15 protein-coding genes are annotated in these 17,326 nt (G+C 69.8%); 7 read left to right on the forward strand and 8 right to left on the reverse strand.

All coding sequences use genetic code 11. The features are described from left to right. Positions 1-8: 8 nt before the first annotated feature. The 8 genes from AACH10_RS13830 to AACH10_RS13865 all read right to left on the reverse strand — a co-directional run bounded on the left by AACH10_RS13830 (position 9) and on the right by AACH10_RS13865 (position 9,467). The gene (locus tag AACH10_RS13830) at positions 9-1,475 is read right to left on the reverse strand and encodes an extracellular catalytic domain type 2 short-chain-length polyhydroxyalkanoate depolymerase (protein ID WP_423228602.1); all 1,467 of its coding nucleotides are present in this window, start codon (positions 1,473-1,475) and stop codon (positions 9-11) included. Between the two features lie 112 nt (positions 1,476-1,587). Beyond that, the gene (locus AACH10_RS13835) at positions 1,588-2,787 is read right to left on the reverse strand and encodes a substrate-binding domain-containing protein (protein ID WP_341411012.1); all 1,200 of its coding nucleotides are present in this window, start codon (positions 2,785-2,787) and stop codon (positions 1,588-1,590) included. Between the two features lie 254 nt (positions 2,788-3,041). Beyond that, a complete protein-coding gene (locus tag AACH10_RS13840; RefSeq protein ID WP_341411013.1) occupies positions 3,042-4,202 on the reverse strand; it encodes an aminotransferase class V-fold PLP-dependent enzyme in 1,161 nt (386 codons plus the stop codon). Positions 4,203-4,272: 70 nt separating this feature from the next. Continuing rightward, the gene (locus tag AACH10_RS13845) at positions 4,273-4,887 is read right to left on the reverse strand and encodes a 3-keto-disaccharide hydrolase (protein ID WP_341411014.1); all 615 of its coding nucleotides are present in this window, start codon (positions 4,885-4,887) and stop codon (positions 4,273-4,275) included. 96 nt (positions 4,888-4,983) lie between these two features. Further along, positions 4,984-5,877 (reverse strand): N-acetylmuramic acid 6-phosphate etherase, encoded by an 894-nt coding sequence (locus AACH10_RS13850; protein ID WP_341411015.1) that lies wholly within the window; start codon positions 5,875-5,877, stop codon positions 4,984-4,986. A 25-nt stretch (positions 5,878-5,902) separates the two neighbouring features. Continuing rightward, positions 5,903-7,516: a glycoside hydrolase family 10-like protein gene (locus AACH10_RS13855; protein WP_341411016.1), complete on the reverse strand. Its 1,614-nt coding sequence runs from the start codon at positions 7,514-7,516 to the stop codon at positions 5,903-5,905. Continuing rightward, a complete protein-coding gene (locus AACH10_RS13860; RefSeq protein ID WP_341411017.1) occupies positions 7,513-8,406 on the reverse strand; it encodes an N-acetylmuramoyl-L-alanine amidase in 894 nt (297 codons plus the stop codon). Before AACH10_RS13860 ends, AACH10_RS13855 begins: the two co-directional genes overlap by 4 nt. Further along, entirely contained in the window at positions 8,403-9,467 is a 1,065-nt protein-coding gene (locus tag AACH10_RS13865) for a BadF/BadG/BcrA/BcrD ATPase family protein (RefSeq protein WP_341411018.1), read from the reverse strand. The genes AACH10_RS13860 and AACH10_RS13865 overlap by 4 nt, the downstream gene beginning before the upstream one ends. A gap of 176 nt (positions 9,468-9,643) precedes the next feature. Between AACH10_RS13865 and AACH10_RS13870 the strand changes: the two genes are divergently transcribed. From AACH10_RS13870 to AACH10_RS13900, 7 genes are all read left to right on the forward strand, one after another. Further along, positions 9,644-11,284 (forward strand): ABC transporter substrate-binding protein, encoded by a 1,641-nt coding sequence (locus AACH10_RS13870; protein WP_341411019.1) that lies wholly within the window; start codon positions 9,644-9,646, stop codon positions 11,282-11,284. Then, positions 11,285-12,304 carry an ABC transporter permease gene (locus AACH10_RS13875; protein WP_341411020.1) on the forward strand — a complete coding sequence of 340 codons (1,020 nt, stop codon included), beginning with the start codon at positions 11,285-11,287 and terminating at the stop codon, positions 12,302-12,304. Next, the gene (gene nikC / locus AACH10_RS13880; protein WP_341411021.1) at positions 12,301-13,209 is read left to right on the forward strand and encodes a nickel transporter permease; all 909 of its coding nucleotides are present in this window, start codon (positions 12,301-12,303) and stop codon (positions 13,207-13,209) included. The genes AACH10_RS13875 and nikC overlap by 4 nt, the downstream gene beginning before the upstream one ends. Next, positions 13,206-14,063 (forward strand): ABC transporter ATP-binding protein, encoded by an 858-nt coding sequence (locus AACH10_RS13885; protein WP_341411022.1) that lies wholly within the window; start codon positions 13,206-13,208, stop codon positions 14,061-14,063. The genes nikC and AACH10_RS13885 overlap by 4 nt, the downstream gene beginning before the upstream one ends. Further along, the gene (locus AACH10_RS13890; RefSeq protein ID WP_341411023.1) at positions 14,060-14,866 is read left to right on the forward strand and encodes an ABC transporter ATP-binding protein; all 807 of its coding nucleotides are present in this window, start codon (positions 14,060-14,062) and stop codon (positions 14,864-14,866) included. Before AACH10_RS13885 ends, AACH10_RS13890 begins: the two co-directional genes overlap by 4 nt. A 54-nt stretch (positions 14,867-14,920) precedes the next feature. Further along, a complete protein-coding gene (gene dacB, locus AACH10_RS13895) occupies positions 14,921-16,531 on the forward strand; it encodes a D-alanyl-D-alanine carboxypeptidase/D-alanyl-D-alanine endopeptidase (protein ID WP_341411024.1) in 1,611 nt (536 codons plus the stop codon). A 151-nt stretch (positions 16,532-16,682) separates the two neighbouring features. Beyond that, positions 16,683-17,297, forward strand: coding sequence for a hypothetical protein (locus AACH10_RS13900; RefSeq protein ID WP_341411025.1), 615 nt, complete (start codon positions 16,683-16,685; stop codon positions 17,295-17,297). Positions 17,298-17,326 lie beyond the last annotated feature (29 nt).

Genomic DNA, 17,326 nt, shown 5'->3' on the forward strand with positions numbered 1-17,326 from the left:
GGCGCCGGTCAGGGACAGGTGCCGATCACGTAGTAGTTCGGGCCGGTCTGCTTCAGCGTGGTGGTGGTGAAGGTGTTCCACAGCCCCATGGCCTGGTTGCTGCCATTGGCGAAGGTGTTGCCCCCGCTCTGGTAGGCGCGGCCGGCCGTGGTGTGGGCGTAGTTGCTGGCGGTGAAGCACACCGCCGCCGTGCCGGTGGTGGTGCCGGTGGCCGTGGCCGACGCGGGGCCTTCGGCGCCATTGGCGTCCACCGCGCGCACGGTGTAGCTGTAGGTGGTGCCGCTGGCCAGGCCGGTGTCGGTGTAGCTGGTGCCGGCCACCAGCGTGGCATTGGCCTTGGTGGCCGCGCGGTACACGTTGTAGCCCGCGGCGCCGCTCACGCTGCCCCAGCTCACCACCAGGCTGCTGGCTGTGGCGCCCGAGGTGGCCACTCCCGTGGGTGCGGCCAGGTTGGCGGGCGGCGTGCCGCTGCCCAGCTTGTCCACCATGGCCTTCACGGCCGCCATCTGCGGGCCGCTCTTCTTGCTGTAGTTGGCATTGTCGTAGCCCCACCAGTCCCAGCAGCTGTTGGTGGCGCCGGTGCCCGTCTGCGGGTAGAGCATCACGATCTTGTTGGTGTCGGCCCAGCGGTTGTAGCCGGTGTTCTTGACGTACTGCGTGCCGATGTCGGCGGTGTTCTGCTTGCAGCCGTGCAGCACCACGTGCAGCTTGCAGGTGCTGCCCGTGCTGCACGCGGCCGGCACGTAGGCCCAGCCGGTGGTGGCCATGCCGTGGCCGGTGATGAAGGCCGTCTGGTCGTACTCGATGAAGCTGCCACCCAGCGTGCCGTTGTTGCGCGCGTTCAGCGTGCCGTACAGCTGCTGCAGCATGGCGCCGGCCAGGTCGAAACCGCAGTTGTTGATGTAGGGCGACGCGGTGGTGGCGCAGCTCGATCCGGTGTCGTCGGTGATCATCGCGTGGCCGGAAGCGATGTTGTTCTTGTAGACCACATTGGCCGACGGCACGAAGCTGGCGTAGTAGGTCTGCAGGTCGTTCATCACCGCCTGCTTGACCGTGTTGTCGCTGGTGCCCGAGTACAGGTAGACCTTGCTGTTCTGCAGGTTGGCCACGGGGTCGATATAGCCGCTGGTGGCCCAGCTCTTGGTGGTGCTGACGAGCGTGGCCACCGGGATGCTGGTGTTGTGCGCCATGCAGCGGCCGGTGGCATTGGTCACCGAACCCTCGGCGCAGTAGAACGGCCCGCCGGCCACCACGCCGGCACCCTTGGCAAAGGTGGCCGAGTAGGCCACGTGCAGCTGCACGGCCATGAAGCCGCCCGACGACAGGCCCGAGACCGTGGTCTGGGTCTTGTCGAGCACCAGCGCGGGCAGTGCACTGGCGGCATGGACGGTGGTGTGCAACATCGCGATCGGGGTGAGTGCGGCGGCGAACAGCAAAGCGCTGCCCAGCCGGCCGGAACGGGCCGGTTGAACCATGGGGTTGTCTCCTCAGTGGTGGGGTGCGGCGGCGGCGTCTTGTGCGCCACCTGCCGCGGGAACCCCCGCGCCTCCGACTGACAGCGGGGGAGGTTCCTTCAGGTCGCTGGCGTCAGCGTTTATTGCGGATCGGCACGTCCATCTCGGACGCCTTGATCTCGCGCACCAGCTCCGGCACGCCCCACGGGAACGCCGGATCGACCTTGATCTTGAAGTGGTACATGTCCTGCATGGCCTGGTGATCTTCCTTGCGGAAGGTCATCTTGCCCTTGGGCGTGTCGAAGCTCATGCCCTCCATGGTGCTGATGAGCTTGTTGGTGGCCGTGTCGCCATTGGTCTTCTTCAGCGCCTCCACCACGGCGATGGCCGCGCTCATGCCGCCGGCGGTGAAGAAGTCGGGCGGGTTCTTGTACTTGGTGTAGTGGTTGGCCACCAGCCACTCGTTGACCTTGTTCTTCGGGATGCCGAAGTAGTAGTACAGGCCGCCCTCCATGCCGGGGAACTGCTTGTACGCGGTCATCGCCGGCAGGATGTTGCCGCCGGTGGCGATCTCGATGTTGTAGCGCTTCAGGTCCAGGTCAGCGATCTTGAACGGGTTGCCACCCGCCCAGATGATCCACACGATCTTGCGGCCCGGCTGGTCCTTCAGCTTCTCGATGATGCGCTGGGCGGCGGCCGTGAAGTCGCTGGTGGCCGCGGGCAGGTACTCCTCGTGCACCAGCTTGGCCTTCTTCACCGCGTCCTTGAAGGCCTTGACGCCGTCCTTGCCGAAGGCGTTGTCCTGCGCCAGCGTGACGATGTTGGTGCCGGCCTTGTCGAGTGCTGCGGCGTTGGCGATGGCGTCCTGGCTGCTGTTGCGGCCGGTGCGGAAGATGTACTTGTTCCACTTGTCGCCGGTGATGCTGTCGGCCACGGCCGGCTCCACCAGCAGGATCTTCTTGTACTCCTCGGCCACCGGCAGCATGGCCAGCGCCACCGGGCTGGCGGTGGGGCCGACGGCGATGTCGACCTTGTCGTCGGCATAGGCCTGGGCCAGCAGGTTCTTGCCCACGTCGGGCTTGCCCTGGTCGTCCTTCTCGATCACCACCAGCTTCTTGCCGGCCACGGTCATGGTGCCGTTGGTGGCGTATTCCAGGCCCAGGTTGAAGCCGACGATGGTCTGCTTGGCAAAGGCTTCCAGCGGGCCGGTCTTGCTGGCGATCAGCGCGATCTTCACCTCGCCCTTGCCCTGGGCGAAAGTGGCGGGCGCGGCGGTGACGCCGGCGGCCAGCGCTGCAGCCCAGGCAACGGTGTGGAAGAGGCGACGGTTCATCACGGGGGTCTCCTGACTCGGGCGGTTGGATGCGGCCGACCATGCTGCGGCGGCGGCTCGTGCCGGAGTCAGTGCAACCGCCGTGCCGTCCGGCACGAACCTGGTGCAAACCCTGAGATTCCAGGGACTCAGGCGACCATTCAGGCCGGCCTGGCCCCGTTCTGGCGCCCTGAAATGCGAAATCCGGCACGCGGGCCGGATTTCACTGTCCGATCTTCAGACGATAGACCGTCAGGCAATCGTCCGAAATCTAGTCACTTGGCGGACACTGTCTGCATTTCAGGCAGCGGGGCCACCACACGCAGCGCACGCTCCAGCGCCGCCACGGCCCGCGCCGGCTCATGCAGCTTGTCCAGCCCGAACAGGCCGATGCGGAAGGTCTTGAAATCCGGCCCCTCGTCGCATTGCAGCGGCACGCCAGCGGCAGTCTGCAGCCCTTGGGCGATGAAGGCGCTGCCGTTCTGCACGGCGGCGTCGGTGGTGTAGCTCACCACCACGCCCGGCGCCTCGAAGCCGGGTGCAGCCACGCTGGGGAAGCCGTGCTTCACCAGCAGCGCACGCACCTGGCGGCCCAGCTCGATCTGCTCGGCGCGCAGGCGCTCGAAGCCATAGGCCGCGCTCTCAGCCATCACCTCGCGGTTGCGCGCCAGCGTGTCGGTGGGCATGGTGGCGTGGTAGGCATGACCACCGCCCTCATAGGTCTCCATGATCTGCAGCCACTTCTTCAGGTCGCAGGCGAAGCTGCTGCTGGTGGTGGCGTCGATGCGCGCCCGCGCGGCCTCGCTCAGCATCACGAAGGCGCAGCCGGGCGAGCCGCTCCAGCCCTTCTGCGGCGCGCTCACCAGCACGTCCACACCGAGGGCCGCCATGTCCACCCACAGGCAGCCCGAGGCGATGCAGTCCAGCACGAACAGGCCACCCGCCGCATGCGTGGCGGCGGCCACGCGGCGCAAGTAGTCATCGGGCAGCAGCATGCCGCTGGCGGTTTCCACATGCGGGGCGCACACCACGGTGGGCTTCATGCGGGCGATGGCGGCTTCCACCTCGTCGATCGGTGCCGGGGCGTAGGGGTCTTGCGCACCGGGGCCGGTGCGGCGGGCCTTCAGCACCTCGTGGCCGGACGGGATGCCGCCCATGTCGAAGATCTGGCTCCAGCGGAAGCTGAACCAGCCATTGCGGATCACCAGCGCCGGCTGGCCGCTGGCGAACTGGCGCGCCACGGCCTCCATGCCGAAGGTGCCGCTGCCTGGCACCACGATGGCCGAGCGCGCGTGGTACACCTGCTTCAGCGTGGCCGAGATGTCGCGCATCACGCCCTGGAAGCGCCTGGACATGTGGTTCAGCGCGCGGTCGGTGTAGACCACCGAGTATTCAAGCAGGCCGTCGGGATCGACGTTCGGGTTCAGGCCGGGCATGTCACAACTCCAGGTTCACAGGGCGTGGGGCCGGGCAGGTTAGCACCGGCGCGTGTCGGCCACAGGGCCGTCAGAGCGTGCGGATCTTCAGGCTGCGGAAACGGATCACGCCACCGGCCGATTGCAGCGCGATCGGACCGCTGCGGAACTTGGCGTCGCGCACGTCCACCGTCTGCTGGCCGTTCAGCACCACAACCATGCGGTCGCCGCGCGCCGTCACCTCGTAGGTGTTCCAGCGGTCGGCCGCCTTGGGCATCGGCACCGGTGCCTTGGCCACGTTGACGATGGCGCCCGTGCCGTAGCTGGGGTCGGGCCGCTTGTCGAAGATGTTGACCTCGTAGCTGTTGTCGGCGTCCACCTTGGCGCGGTCCTGGCAGCGCAGGAACAGGCCGCTGTTGCAGTCGGCGTCGGCCCAGAACTCGCAGCGCAGCTCGAAGTCGGCATAGGCCTCGCGGGTCAGCAGGTAGCCCAGCTTGCCGTTGCGGCCCTCCAGCGTGCCGTCCACGATCTTCCAGTTGCCCTGGCCCAGCGGCGACCAGTCGTCCAGGTTCTTCAGGCTGGGGCCGTCCAGCAGCGTAGTCCAGCCGCCCGCGGTGGTGGCGCAGCCGGCGAGGCTGCCGCCCAGCAGCGGCGCAGCGGCCAGGCCCAGGGTGGTGCTCAGGAGTTGACGGCGGTGGATCGGCATGCGGGCTCCTCGGACGATCGGTGTTGGCATGCCCCGCATTGTCAGCGGCCACGCCGCTGCGGCACACCGGGTCGACCCCGTGTGTCGCCCGGCCGATCAGCCCTCGCCGAGCGCGGCGCGCAGATCGCCATGCACCGCCTCCAGCCGGGCGCGCGCCGCGTCGGCGCCCAGGCCCAGGCGCACCATCAGCACCGCCAGCTTCACGCGGTAGCCGCTGTCGCGCAGCGCGGCTTCAGCCTGCGCCGGGGCGCAGCCGGCGGCCTGGGCAGTCAGGCGCACGGCGCGGTGCACCAGCTTCACGTTGGTGGCGCGCAGGTCCACCATCAGGTTGCCGTACACCTTGTGCAGCCGCACCATCACCGCGCTGCTGAAGCTGTTGAGCGCGATCTTCTGCGACGTGCCAGCCTTCAGCCGCGTGCTGCCCGAGATCACCTCGGGCCCGGTGTCGAGCACGATGCCGATCTCGGCCTCGGTCACCAGAGGCGAGCCGGCGTTGTTGGCCATGCCGATGGTCAGCGTGCCCAGCGCGCGGCCGGCCGACAGCACACCCAGGGCGAACGGCGTGGTGCCCGAGGCGGCGATGGCGAACACCACGTCGTTGGGCGTGGGACCCAGGCGGTGCAGGTCTTCGGCGCCTTGCGCGCCATCGTCCTCGGCGCCTTCCACGGCCAGGAACATCGCGCCCGGCCCGCCGGCCAGCAGCGCCGGGGCCTGGTCGGGCGGCCAGCTGAAGGTGGGGTTCAGCTCCACCGCGTCCAGCACCGCCAGCCGGCCGCTGGTGCCGGCGCCGGCGTAGATCAGCCGGCCGCCCTGGGCCAGGCGCTGCGCGGCGGCGTCCACCGCACGCGCCAGCTGTGGTGCGGCGGCCTGCACGGCGGCCACGGCGCGCTGCTGGTCGTCCACCAGCGCGGCCAGCAGCGAGGGTGTGTCGTACAGGTCCAGCGCGGCATGCGCGGGGTGCGGGGTCTCGGTGGCGCTGAGGTGGCTCATGGGGCGTTCATGGCGAGAGCAGGGCTCAGGAAACGAGGCTGAAGGCGCGGCGTGGCCCGTCGTCGCCCAGGCGGTCGGTGGCCTGCAGCACCACGGTGTCGGCGGCCTGGGCATCGAGCTGCGTGGCCGCACCGGGCAGGGTGTCGAAGAACCACTGGCCGCTGCGACGCCGCCACAGCGCCCAGCGCCAGGGGGGGCGGCCGTCCGCCGTACGCAGCTGCAGCGTGCCGCCGGCCTCGCGGCGCAGCACCGGCGCGGCAGGCGGCGCGTCGCCGGTGGTCAACCAGGGTGTGGCCGGCACCAGCGCGGGCTGCACATAAGCCTCCTGGCGCAGGCGTTCGGCCAGGCCGCCCCGGTCTTGCAGCAGGGCCTTCAGGCTGAAGTGGATGTGGCCGCGCGCGCCGGGCCGCTGGCGCTGCAGCGCAATCTGCGCCAGCACCTCGTCGGCCGGCCAGGGGTCGGCGCTGCCATCGGCCACGCGGCTGCTGAACAGGCCCGGCCACAGGTGGTGGCGGTGGGTGTTGCGGGCCAGCCAGTAATCCAGCAGCGGCTCGAAGGCCTGGGCCGTGCGGGCACGCGGCCAGTACAGCTGCGGCGCCAGCTCGTCCATCCAACCCTCGCTGCACCAGCGCTCCACATCGGCGAACAGCTGGTCGTACTGGCTGAAGCCGGTGATGCCCGGCGGGCGCAGTGCCGGCTGGCCGATGCCGAACGGGCTGATGCCCACGCGCACCCAGGGCTTGAGGGCCTGCACCGTGGGCTTGAGCGCCTGCACCAGGCGGTCGACATTGGCGCGGCGCCAGTCGTCGCGCGCCAGGCGGCCGCCACTGGCCTGGTTGGCCAGGTAGCCCTGCCAGCTGCGTTCGTCGTCAAAGGGCAAATCGCGGCCGGACGCGTCCTTCACCGGGTAGGGGTAGAAGTAGTCGTCCAGGTGGATGGCGTCCACGTCGTAGCGCTGCACCACATCGGCCACCACGGCCAGCGTGTGGGCCAGCGCGCCGGGCTCGCCGGGGTCCAGCCATTGCTGGTCAGCCACCTGGCGCACCCATTCGGGATGGGCTTGCGACACATGGCCCGCGGCCGGTGCCGAGCGGGCCGAGGCATGCCGCGCCCGGTAGGGGTTCAGCCAGGCATGCAGCTCGATGCCGCGGCGGTGCGCCTCGGCCACCCAGAAGGCCAGCGCGTCGAAGGGCTGGCCGGTGGCCTCGTCCATCGGGGCCACACCCTGCGTGCCCGACAGGTACTCGCTGGCCGGCTCCAGCGCCGACCGGTACAGCGCGTCGGCCGCCGGCCGCACCTGCAGGATCAGAGCATTCAGCCCGATGGCCTGGGCGCGCTCGATCTGCGCCAGCGCGCTGGCGCGCAGCGCGGCCACCGGCAGGCCCGGCGCCGCGGGCCAGTCGATGTGGGCCACGCTGGCTACCCAGGCGGCGCGCAACTCGCGCGGGGCTTCGGGCGGCTGCTCGGCCGCCGGCAGATCCACTGCCGGCACCTCGGGCCACATCGCTGGCGCGGCCGGCAGCGGCGTACCGGCCGGGATGGCACAGCCGGCCAGCCAGCCGGCCGCGCCCACTGCCACCCCGCCGCCGGCCGCGGCCAGCAGGGCGCGTCGTGTGGGCAGGGCGGCGGGCCGTGTCACGGCTTGGCGGGGCTGGCGGTGGGTGAAGTGGCGCCGCCGCCGTTGCGCGAGGCAGCCGCGCCCACCGGCCCGGCCACCGCGGGCGGCGCCAGACCGGTCAGCGCCTGCAGCAGCGCGGCGGTCTCGGCATCGGGCTGGCCGTCGTACCGGGCCGGGCGGTACTTCATCTGGAACGCCGCGATCACGCGGCGCGTCGGCGCGTCCAGCTGGCCGTGGCGGTCCACCTGGAAGCCGTGCCGGGCCAGCGCCTCCTGGAACCAGGCCACGCCGGGCAGCTGCGCGTCGAACACCGGCCGCACCGCGGCCACCTTGGCGGCATCGGGCCAGGCGATCAGCCCGGCCTCGCCCAGCCGCTGCCACGGGAACAGCGGGCCGGGGTCGATCTTGCGCTGCGGCGCGATGTCGCTGTGGCCCAGCACGCGCTCGGGCTTGATCTGGTGGCGCGTGACGATGTCGCGCACCAGCGCCACCATCAGGTCCATCTGCGCCTGGGGGTAGGGCGTGAAGCGCTTGCTGCCGTCGGCGTTCTTCTCCTCGCCGGCATTCACGATCTCGATGCCGATCGACGCGCTGTTGAGGTTGGCGCTGCCGGCCCAGAAGCTGGCCCCGGCATGCCAGGCGCGGCGGCTCTCGTCCACCAGCTGGTAGACGCGCGGCGGGCTTTCGTCGCTCAGCAGGTAGTGGGCCGACACCGCCTGCTCGGTGAGGATGCGTGCCGAGCGCGGCATGTCCTCGTCGGTGTAGTGCAGGATCAGGAACTGCACGCGGCTGTCCTGGCCCTTGGCGCGGTAGGTGTCGCGGTCGATCTGCAGGCCACCGGGCTGCGCACAGCCGGCCAGCAGCGCCACGGCGCCCAGCGCCAGGGCCAGCAGGTGACGCCGGCGGCTCATGCGGCGTCCCCCATCAGCCGCGCAGCGCGGCGCGCGGCGCCGGCGGCGGTGCTTTCCTCGGCCAGCGGCGCCTGCGTCACCGGCAGCGTGTCGGGCAGGGCCGCGCTCATGGCGGCGGCCAGGCGCGGGCTCAGCAGAAAGGCCCGCCCGGCTAGCGCCACCGGCCGCGGGCCGAAGCGCCGCGCCAGCGCCAGCGCCAGACGCGCCAGCTCGCGGCCGGCCTCGTCCAGGATGTCGGCCGCATCGGCATCGGCCTGCTCGGTGCCCGCCGGGCCGTCGGCCGCGGCCACGGCGCGCGCCAGCAGGCCGATCTCGCCGCGCGAGGCATGGGCCAGCCAGTGGCGGCTGAGCGCCCAGTCGCCCAGGTCGTTGTCCAGGTCCACGCCTTCGCCGGCCTCGCGGGCGATGACGGCCAGCACCCGCCGTGCCATGCCGGAACGGCGCCAGGCGCCGGGCTCGGCGTCCTCGGCGCGCCAGATGCGGCGCAGCGCCTGGCGGGCGATCCAGTGCGCGCTGCCGCCGTCGTCGATCAGGCCGCCCCGGCCGCCGACGCGGTGGAAGTGCCCGCCGGCATCCACATGCCCGGCGATGGAGCCGGTGCCGGCATAGACCAGAAAGCCCGCACCCGGCGCAAAGGCCACCTGGCAGGCCATCTCGATGTCGCTGGTGACCTCGATGCGAGCACCGGGCACGCCCAGCACCTTGGCCAGCATCTGCCGCAGCAGCGTGCCGCCGGCGCGGTCGGTGCCCGTCACGCCGGCGCACACCGCGCCCACCGGGCCCAGTTGCAGCGGCTTGCCCACCGGGTGGCCGTTGCCGCGCACGCGCTGGCCCAGCGCCGCCATCACCTCGGCTGCGGCTTGCTGGCCGTGCGGCTGGCCCAGCAGCGCGGCGGTGAAGCCGGGCAGATCACCCTGGGCGTGCAGCCGGCCGGTGGCATCGGCCAGCGCCCAGCGCGTGGAGGTGCCGCCCACGTCCAGGCCCAGGCCCAGCGCCGGCAGGGCCGGGCCCTGGGGCGGCGGTGTGGAGGATGCGAGCGAGGGAACTGCGTCGAACGCCATCGGATGCGGTGAAAGCCAAGCCGGCCGATTGTGCAGCCCGCCGGCCACCGGCTTGTGAAGCCCCGCGCCACCCCGGATGCCTGGATGGCACCGGGCCATCACCTCTGGCAATGCCCAGGTCGCCCTGGCATGACCCCTGCATAGAATGGTTTTCACATCCCAGGAGGACTTGACGCATGACCCTTGCCGCCGCCCGCCCGACCCGCCTGCCGCTGAGCCGCCGTGCGATCCACGCCGCCAGCCTGGCCGCACTGATCACCGCCGCCGTGCCCTTCGCCACCAGCCCCGCGCTGGCCGCCACGCCGAAAGACACGCTGGTCATCGCACTGGCCTTCGACGACATCATCACGCTGGATCCCGCCGAGGCCTTCGAGATCTCGGCCGGCGAGTTGATGGGCAACAGCTACGACCGCCTGGTGCGCCTGGATACGGCCGACACCAGCAAACTGGTGGGCGACCTGGCCAAGGGCTGGACGGTCTCGGCCGACGGCAAGACCTACAGCTTCGAGCTGAAGCCGGGCCTGAAATTCGCCTCGGGCAACCCGATCACCGCCGACGACGTGGCCTGGTCGCTGCAGCGCGCGGTGCTGCTCGACAAGAACCCGGCCTTCATCCTCACGCAGTTCGGCTTCACCAAGGACAACGTCAAGACCGCCATCCAGGCCACCGGCGCGCTGACGCTGACCATCACCACCGACAAGGCCTACGCCCCCAGCTTCGTGCTGAACTGCCTGACCGCCAACGTGGCCAGCATCGTCGACAAGAAGCTGGTGCTGGCCAACGAGGCCAATGGCGACCTGGGCGCCGCCTGGCTGAAGACGCACTACGCCGGCTCGGGCCCGCTGAAGATCCGCGAATGGCGCGCCAACGAGCTGGTGGCGCTGGAGCGCAACGACGCCTATGCCGGCACCAAGGCCAAGCAGGCCCGCGTGATCTACCGCCACGTGAAGGAATCGGCCACCCAGCGCCTGATGCTGGAAAAGGGCGACATCGACATCGCCCGCAACCTCAGCCCGCAAGACCTGGAGGCCCTGGGTGCCAACAAGGACGTGAAACAGATCGCCTCGCCCAAGGGCACGGTGTACTACATCGGCCTGAACCAGAAGAACCCCAACCTGGCCAAGCCCGAGGTGCGCGAGGCGCTGAAGTGGCTGGTGGACTACCAGGCCATCGGCGGCACGCTGATGAAGAACATCGGTGTGGTGCACCAGAACTTCCTGCCGCAAGGCCTGCTTGGCGCCGCCAAGGACAACCCCTACAAGCTGGACGTGGACAAGGCCAAGGCCCTGCTGGCCAAGGCCGGCCTGGGTGGCGGCTTCAAGATCACGATGGATGTGCGCACCGTGCAGCCCATCCAGGGCATGGCCGAGGCCTTCCAGGCCACGGCCAAGCGCGCCGGCATCGACATCGAGATCATCCCCGGCGACGGCAAGCAGACGCTCACCAAGTACCGCGCCCGCAGCCACGACATGTACATCGGCCCCTGGGGCGCCGACTACTGGGATCCGCACACCAATGCCGACACCTTTGTGCGCAACCCCGACAACAGCGACCAGGCCAAGAGCAAGCCGCTGGCCTGGCGCAATGCCTGGGACATCCCCGAGCTGACCAAGCAGGCGGATGCCGCCGTGCTGGAACGCGATGGCGCCAAGCGCGCCAAGATGTACCAGGCCATGCAGGCCGAGTTCCGCAAGACCAGCCCGTTCATCATGCTGTTCCAGCAGACCGAGGTGGCGGCGTACCGCGCCAATGTGGAAGGGCTGAAGCTCGGCCCCACCTTCGACACCAACTACGTGTTCAACGTCGGCAAGAAGTAAGTGATCCGACGCCTGGCCGCCGCGGCACGCTTCAGTGCCGTGGTGGCCCTCACCTACCTGGGCCTGCTGGCCGCCACCTTCTTCATCGGCCGCGTGATGCCGATCGACCCGGTGCTGGCCATCGTGGGCGACCGCGCGCCCGAGCATGTGGTGCAGCGGGTGCGCGCAGAACTGGGCCTGGATCAGCCGCTGACCAGGCAGTTCGGCATCTACGTGCGCAAGGCGCTGAGTGGGGATCTGGGCACCAGCGTGCTCACCGCCCGCCCGGTGGCGGAGGACATCCGCAAGACCTTCCCGGCCACGCTGGAGTTGGCCACCTGCGGCATCCTGATCGGCGCCGGCCTGGGCGTGCCGCTGGGCGTGTGGGCCGCCGTGCGCCGCGGCGGCTGGGCCGACCAGGCCGTGCGCGTGATGGCACTCGTCGGCTACTCGGTGCCCATCTTCTGGCTGGGGCTGATGGCCCTGCTGGTGTTCTACGCCAAGCTGGGCTGGGTGGGCGGCCCAGGGCGCATCGACGTGGCCTACGAGTTCAGCGTGCCCACCGTCAGCGGCCTGCTGCTGCTGGATGCGGCCCTGGCCGGCGAGTGGGAGGCCCTTGGCAACGCGCTCAGCCACCTGGTGCTGCCGGCCGCGCTGCTGGGCTACTTCTCGCTGGCCTACATCTCGCGCATGACGCGCAGCTTCATGCTGCACGAGCTGGCGCAGGAGTACATCGTGGCCGCCCGCGCCAAGGGCCTGAGCGAGGCGCGCATCATCTGGCGCCATGCGCTGCGCAATGCCATGGTGCCGCTGGTAACGGTGATCGCCCTCAGCTACGCCGGCCTGCTGGAAGGCTCGGTACTCACCGAGACCGTGTTCGCCTGGCCCGGCCTGGGCCTCTATTTGACCAACAGCCTGCAGAACGCCGACATGAACGCCGTGCTGGGCGCCACGCTGGTGGTGGGCACGGTGTTCATTGCGCTGAACCTGTTGAGTGACCTGCTGTACCGCGTGCTCGACCCACGCACGAGGCGCCCATGAGCAGCACCGCCAACCTACACGCCTGGCTGATGAGCGAGCACCCCGCCTCGCGCCGCCAGGCCACCTTCGGCCGGGCCTATGCCGCCTGGCGCGGCTTTGCGCGCAACCGGCTGGCGCTGCTGGGCCTGGCCATCGTGATCGGGCTGGTGCTGCTGGCCGCGCTGGCGCCCTGGCTGGCCAGCCATTCGCCCACCGCGGGCGAGCTGACGCAGCGGCTGCAGGCGCCTTCGGCCACCCACTGGTTCGGCACCGACGACCAGGGCCGCGACATCGCCGCGCGGCTGCTGCATGGCGCGCGCATCACGCTGGCCGTGGTGAGCCTGGTGGCGGTGCTGGCCGCGCCCATCGGCCTGCTGGTGGGCACGGTGGCGGGCTATGCCGGCGGCTGGGTGGATGCGGTGCTGATGCGCATCACCGACATCTTCCTGTCCTTCCCCAAGCTGATCCTGGCGCTGGCCTTCGTGGCGGCCTTGGGGCCGGGCATCGGCAACGCCATCCTGGCCATCAGCATCGTGTCGTGGCCGGCCTATGCGCGCATCGCCCGGGCCGAGACGCTGGTGGTGGCGCAAAGCGACTACATCGCCGCCGTGCGCCTGCTGGGTGCCAGCCCCGCGCGCGTGGTGCTGCGCCACATCGTGCCGCTGTGCCTGCCGAGCGTGATCGTGCGCGTGACGCTGGACATGGCCGGCGTGATCCTCACCGCCGCGGGCCTGGGCTTCTTGGGCCTGGGCGCGCAGCCGCCGCAGCCCGAGTGGGGCGCGATGATCGCCACCGGCCGCCAGTTCGTGCTCGATCAATGGTGGGTGGCCGCCGCCCCCGGCGCCGCCATCTTCATCGTGAGCCTGGGATTCAATCTGCTGGGCGATGGGCTGCGCGATGCGCTCGATCCCAAAGGTGATCAATGAGCACGCATGAGCCGCTGCTGACCGTGCAGAACCTGCGCGTGGCCTACCCCCAGCGCCACGGCGGGGACATGGGCCTGCGCGAGGTGGTGCGCGGCGTGAGCTTTGCCCTCGGCCGTGAGCGGCTGGGCATCGTGGGCGAATCGGGCTCGGGCAAGAGCCAGACCGGCCGCGCCGTCCTGGGCCTCACCGCGCCCGGCGGGCAGGTGACGGCCGATGCGCTGCGCTTCGACGGCATCGACCTGCTCACCTGCCCACCCGCCCAGCGCCGCGCGCTGCGCGGCGGGCGCATCGCCATGGTGCTGCAAGACCCCAAGTTCAGCCTGAACCCGGTGATGACGCTGGGCGCGCAGATCACTGAAACCCTGCGCGCCCACCAGCCCACGGTGGGCCGCAGCGAGGCCAAGCGCCGCATGCTGGCCGCGCTGGAGGCCGTGCGCATCGACGACCCCGCCCGCGTGGCCGGCCTGTACCCGCACGAGGTGTCCGGCGGCATGGGCCAGCGGGCGATGATCGCGATGATGCTGATCGCCGGGCCCGAGCTGCTGATCGCCGACGAACCCACCTCGGCGCTGGACGTCACCGTGCAGCTGGAGGTGCTGGGCATCCTGGACGGCCTGGTGCGCGAGCGCGGCATGGGCCTGGTGTTCATCTCGCATGACCTGCGCCTGGTGAGCAGCTTTTGCGACCGCGTGCTGGTGATGTATGCCGGCCGCGTGGTGGAAACGCTGGACAGCGGCCGCCTGCACGAGGCCACCCACCCCTACACCCAGGGCCTGCTGAACTGCCTGCCGCAGATCGACACGCCGCGGTATCCGCTGCCCGTGCTGGACCGAAAGCCGGAGTGGCTGGCATGAGCGACACCCCCGTCGCCATCGGTTTGACGGTCGATGGCCTGACCGTGCGCTACGGCGCCTTCACCGCGCTGACCGAAGTGGGCTTCACGCTGGCCCCTGGCGAAGCCCTGGGCCTGGTGGGCGGCAGCGGCTCGGGCAAGAGCACGGTGCTGCGCGCCATCTGCGGCCTGGCGCCGCGCAACGCCGGCCAGGTGCAACTGCAAGCCGAAGGCGAGGGCGCAACCACCGCACTGCCCAGCCCCGGCAGCCTGGCCTTCCGCCGCTGCGTGCAGATGGTGTTCCAGGACCCGTTCGGCTCGCTCCACCCGCGCCAGACGGTGGACCGCCAGCTGGCCGAGCCGCTGGCCATCCACGGCGTGCCCGATGCCGAGGCGCGCATCGCCCGCGCGCTCGACGAAGTGGGCTTGAGCGACGGTTTCCGCTTCCGCTACCCGCATCAACTCTCCGGCGGCCAGCGCCAGCGTGTGGCCATTGCCCGCGCGCTGATTTTGGAGCCGCGTGTGCTGCTGCTGGACGAACCCACATCGGCACTGGATGCCTCGGTGCAGGCCGAGGTGCTGAACCTGCTGGACAGCCTGCGCCAGCGCCGGCGCTTGAGCTACCTGATGGTGAGCCACGACCTGGCCGTGGTGACGCACCTGTGCCAGCGCCTGCTGGTGATGGAACGCGGCCGCATCGTGGAACAGCTGACCGCGCCCGATCTCGCCGCCCGCCGCGTGCAGGCCCCGGCCACGCAGGCGCTGCTGGCGGCGGCCCAGGGCTTTGTGCGCCGGCCCGCCGCGCCAGCCGGGCCGGTGGCCTGAACCACCCACCCGGCACCTCACCCCAGCGCGGCAACACCCCACCCCACACACCCCATGCCGCTGTTCTTGCCACCCCTGCCGCCCCAGCCCCGCACGCTCACGCGGCGTGTCATCACCACGCTGGCCCTGGGCCTGGCGCTGGTGCTCTCAGGCTGCGCCACACCCCCGCACGCCACGCTCACCCAGCTGCCGCCGCCGGTGCTGGCCGCACTGGCCGAGGCTGGCCTGCCGGCCGACAGCCTGTCGGTGCTGGTGGTGCCCGCCCCCTGGCCAGGCCAGAAGCTGGACCGCGCCACCCTCGGCCCGCCGCTGCTGAGCGTCAACGCCGACCGGCTGATGCAGCCCGGCTCGGCCATGAAGCTGATCACCAGCATCGTGGCGCTGGACGTGCTGGGCCCCGAGCACCGCGGCTTCACCGAGCTGCGCACGGCCGCGCCCCAGCAGGGCGAGGTGCTGCAAGGCGATCTGGTGCTGCGCGGCGGCGCAGACCCCGAACTGGGCCTGCCCGAGCTGTGGCAACTGCTCTCGGCCCTGCGCTGGGGCGCCAACGGTCAGCCCGGCGTGCGCGAAATCGCCGGCGACATCGTGCTCGACCGCACCCTGTTCAACCCGCCGCGCCCCGACATCGGCCTGCCGCCCTTCGACGAGACGCCCGAGTTCGCCTACAACGTCATCCCCGACGCGCTGAACCTCAACGGCAGCCTGGCCGGCGTGGTGATCGAGGCCGGCACCGGCCCGCAGGCGACAGTGACCGCCCGGCTCGACCCACCGCTGCCCGGCATCACGCTGGACAGCACCGCGCTGCAACCCATCGACGCCCCCTGCCGCGAATGGGACGAACACGGCTGGCGCACGCCCGAAGCGATGCCGCAGCCCGACGGCAGCGTGCGCGTGCGCCTGCAAGGCGGCTTTCCCCGCGGCTGCAAGGTGACGCCGCAACTGCAGCTGATGGAACGCAACCGCCTGGCCGAGGCGCATCTGCGCCTGGTGTGGGAACAAGGCCTGGGCGGCACCTGGCGCGGCCGCGTGCGCGAGGGCACGGTGCAAGATGCCGCCACCTCGCAATCGCCCCAGGGCCGCCTGATCTTCCGCCGCGTGGCCCACCCCTGGGGCGAACTGCTGCGCACGATGAACAAGCGCAGCGACAACGCCTTTGCGCGGCTGCTGTACCTGTCACTCGGCCTGCCCCGGCCGGGCGATGCGCCGCCAGCGCCGGGAGCCGCCCCCATCACCACGGCAGAGCGTGCGGCCCAGCGCGTGCACGCCTGGTTCAGGGATCACGGCATTGACGACACCGGCCTGGTGATGGACAACGGCTCGGGCCTGAGCCGCACTGAGCGCATCAGCGCCACGCAGATGGCCCAGGCGCTGCAGGTGGCGCTGGCAGGCCGCCGCGCGAATGAACTGCTGATGAGCCTGCCGGTGGCGGGGGAGGACGGGACGATGCGACGGCGCTTGACGGACAGCCCGGCCAAGGGGGTGGCGCGGTTGAAGACGGGGACGCTGAGGAATGTGGTGGCGTTGGCGGGGGTGGTGCCGGGTGCTGGAGGGGTCACATGGGCCTTCGTTGCTCTACAGAACCACAAAGACGCTGGCAGCGGACGCATGGCGCTGGATACGCTCGTCGAATATCTCACACGGGTGCACAGACCAGGTGAATATTGAATTACTTCTGACTCGCCATGCCTGGGCGACAAACCTCAGAACCACGCCTAGCGCGCCCGATATTTCAATCTAATCGTGTTTACATAGACCAACACCTCCAAGGCGAGCGATTCCGCGACCCGCTGTCAACAACACCCAGCCAGTTAGCAGCATGGAAATATTGCAATTCATTGCACCACTTTTAGGCGTCATTGTGGGAGCAATCCTGACGGGGTTGACGTCTGCAATACGAATGCGTAGAGAAAGGAGGCGGGTCATAGCAATTGCTCTCGCCGATCTTCTAGAAGTACGACATAGGATTTACGCCATTGATGCGGCAATTAAAGAAATCGGCGCACTAGCCAATATACCAGCAGAGACAATATCGACTTTTAGAAACCAGCTTGAGTCAATTCTTCCAGATGGACTCGAATTAAATAAGAGGTACGACGCAGCGGTGACGACACTAGCAGGAATTGACCCCATCTTAGGGTTTCGCCTGAGGTCCAAAAATCTTCTCCCGGGCATCTTAAATACCGCAAGAGCACTGGCAGCATCAACGCCAGACGGTTTACAGGGATTTGAGCAGATGGAGTCCAGATTACGATCCGCTGCCATTCCGAAGATGAACGCTGCGGTCTTTGAACTTGCAAAGGCTCACAGTTACATCACAGCCTTCAAGGTTTGGCGCCTGATAAATCAAGCGGAAGCACAAAAATCCGAGGCCACAAAAATATTCGGTGACCTTATCCCTCAACAGAATCGAAATAAGGAATCGACCATGTAAATGCCCCAGCTGGTTGACTTTTCGTGATC

The organism is Pseudaquabacterium inlustre (genome assembly GCF_038066595.1).
Taxonomy (GTDB): domain Bacteria; phylum Pseudomonadota; class Gammaproteobacteria; order Burkholderiales; family Burkholderiaceae_C; genus Pseudaquabacterium; species Pseudaquabacterium inlustre.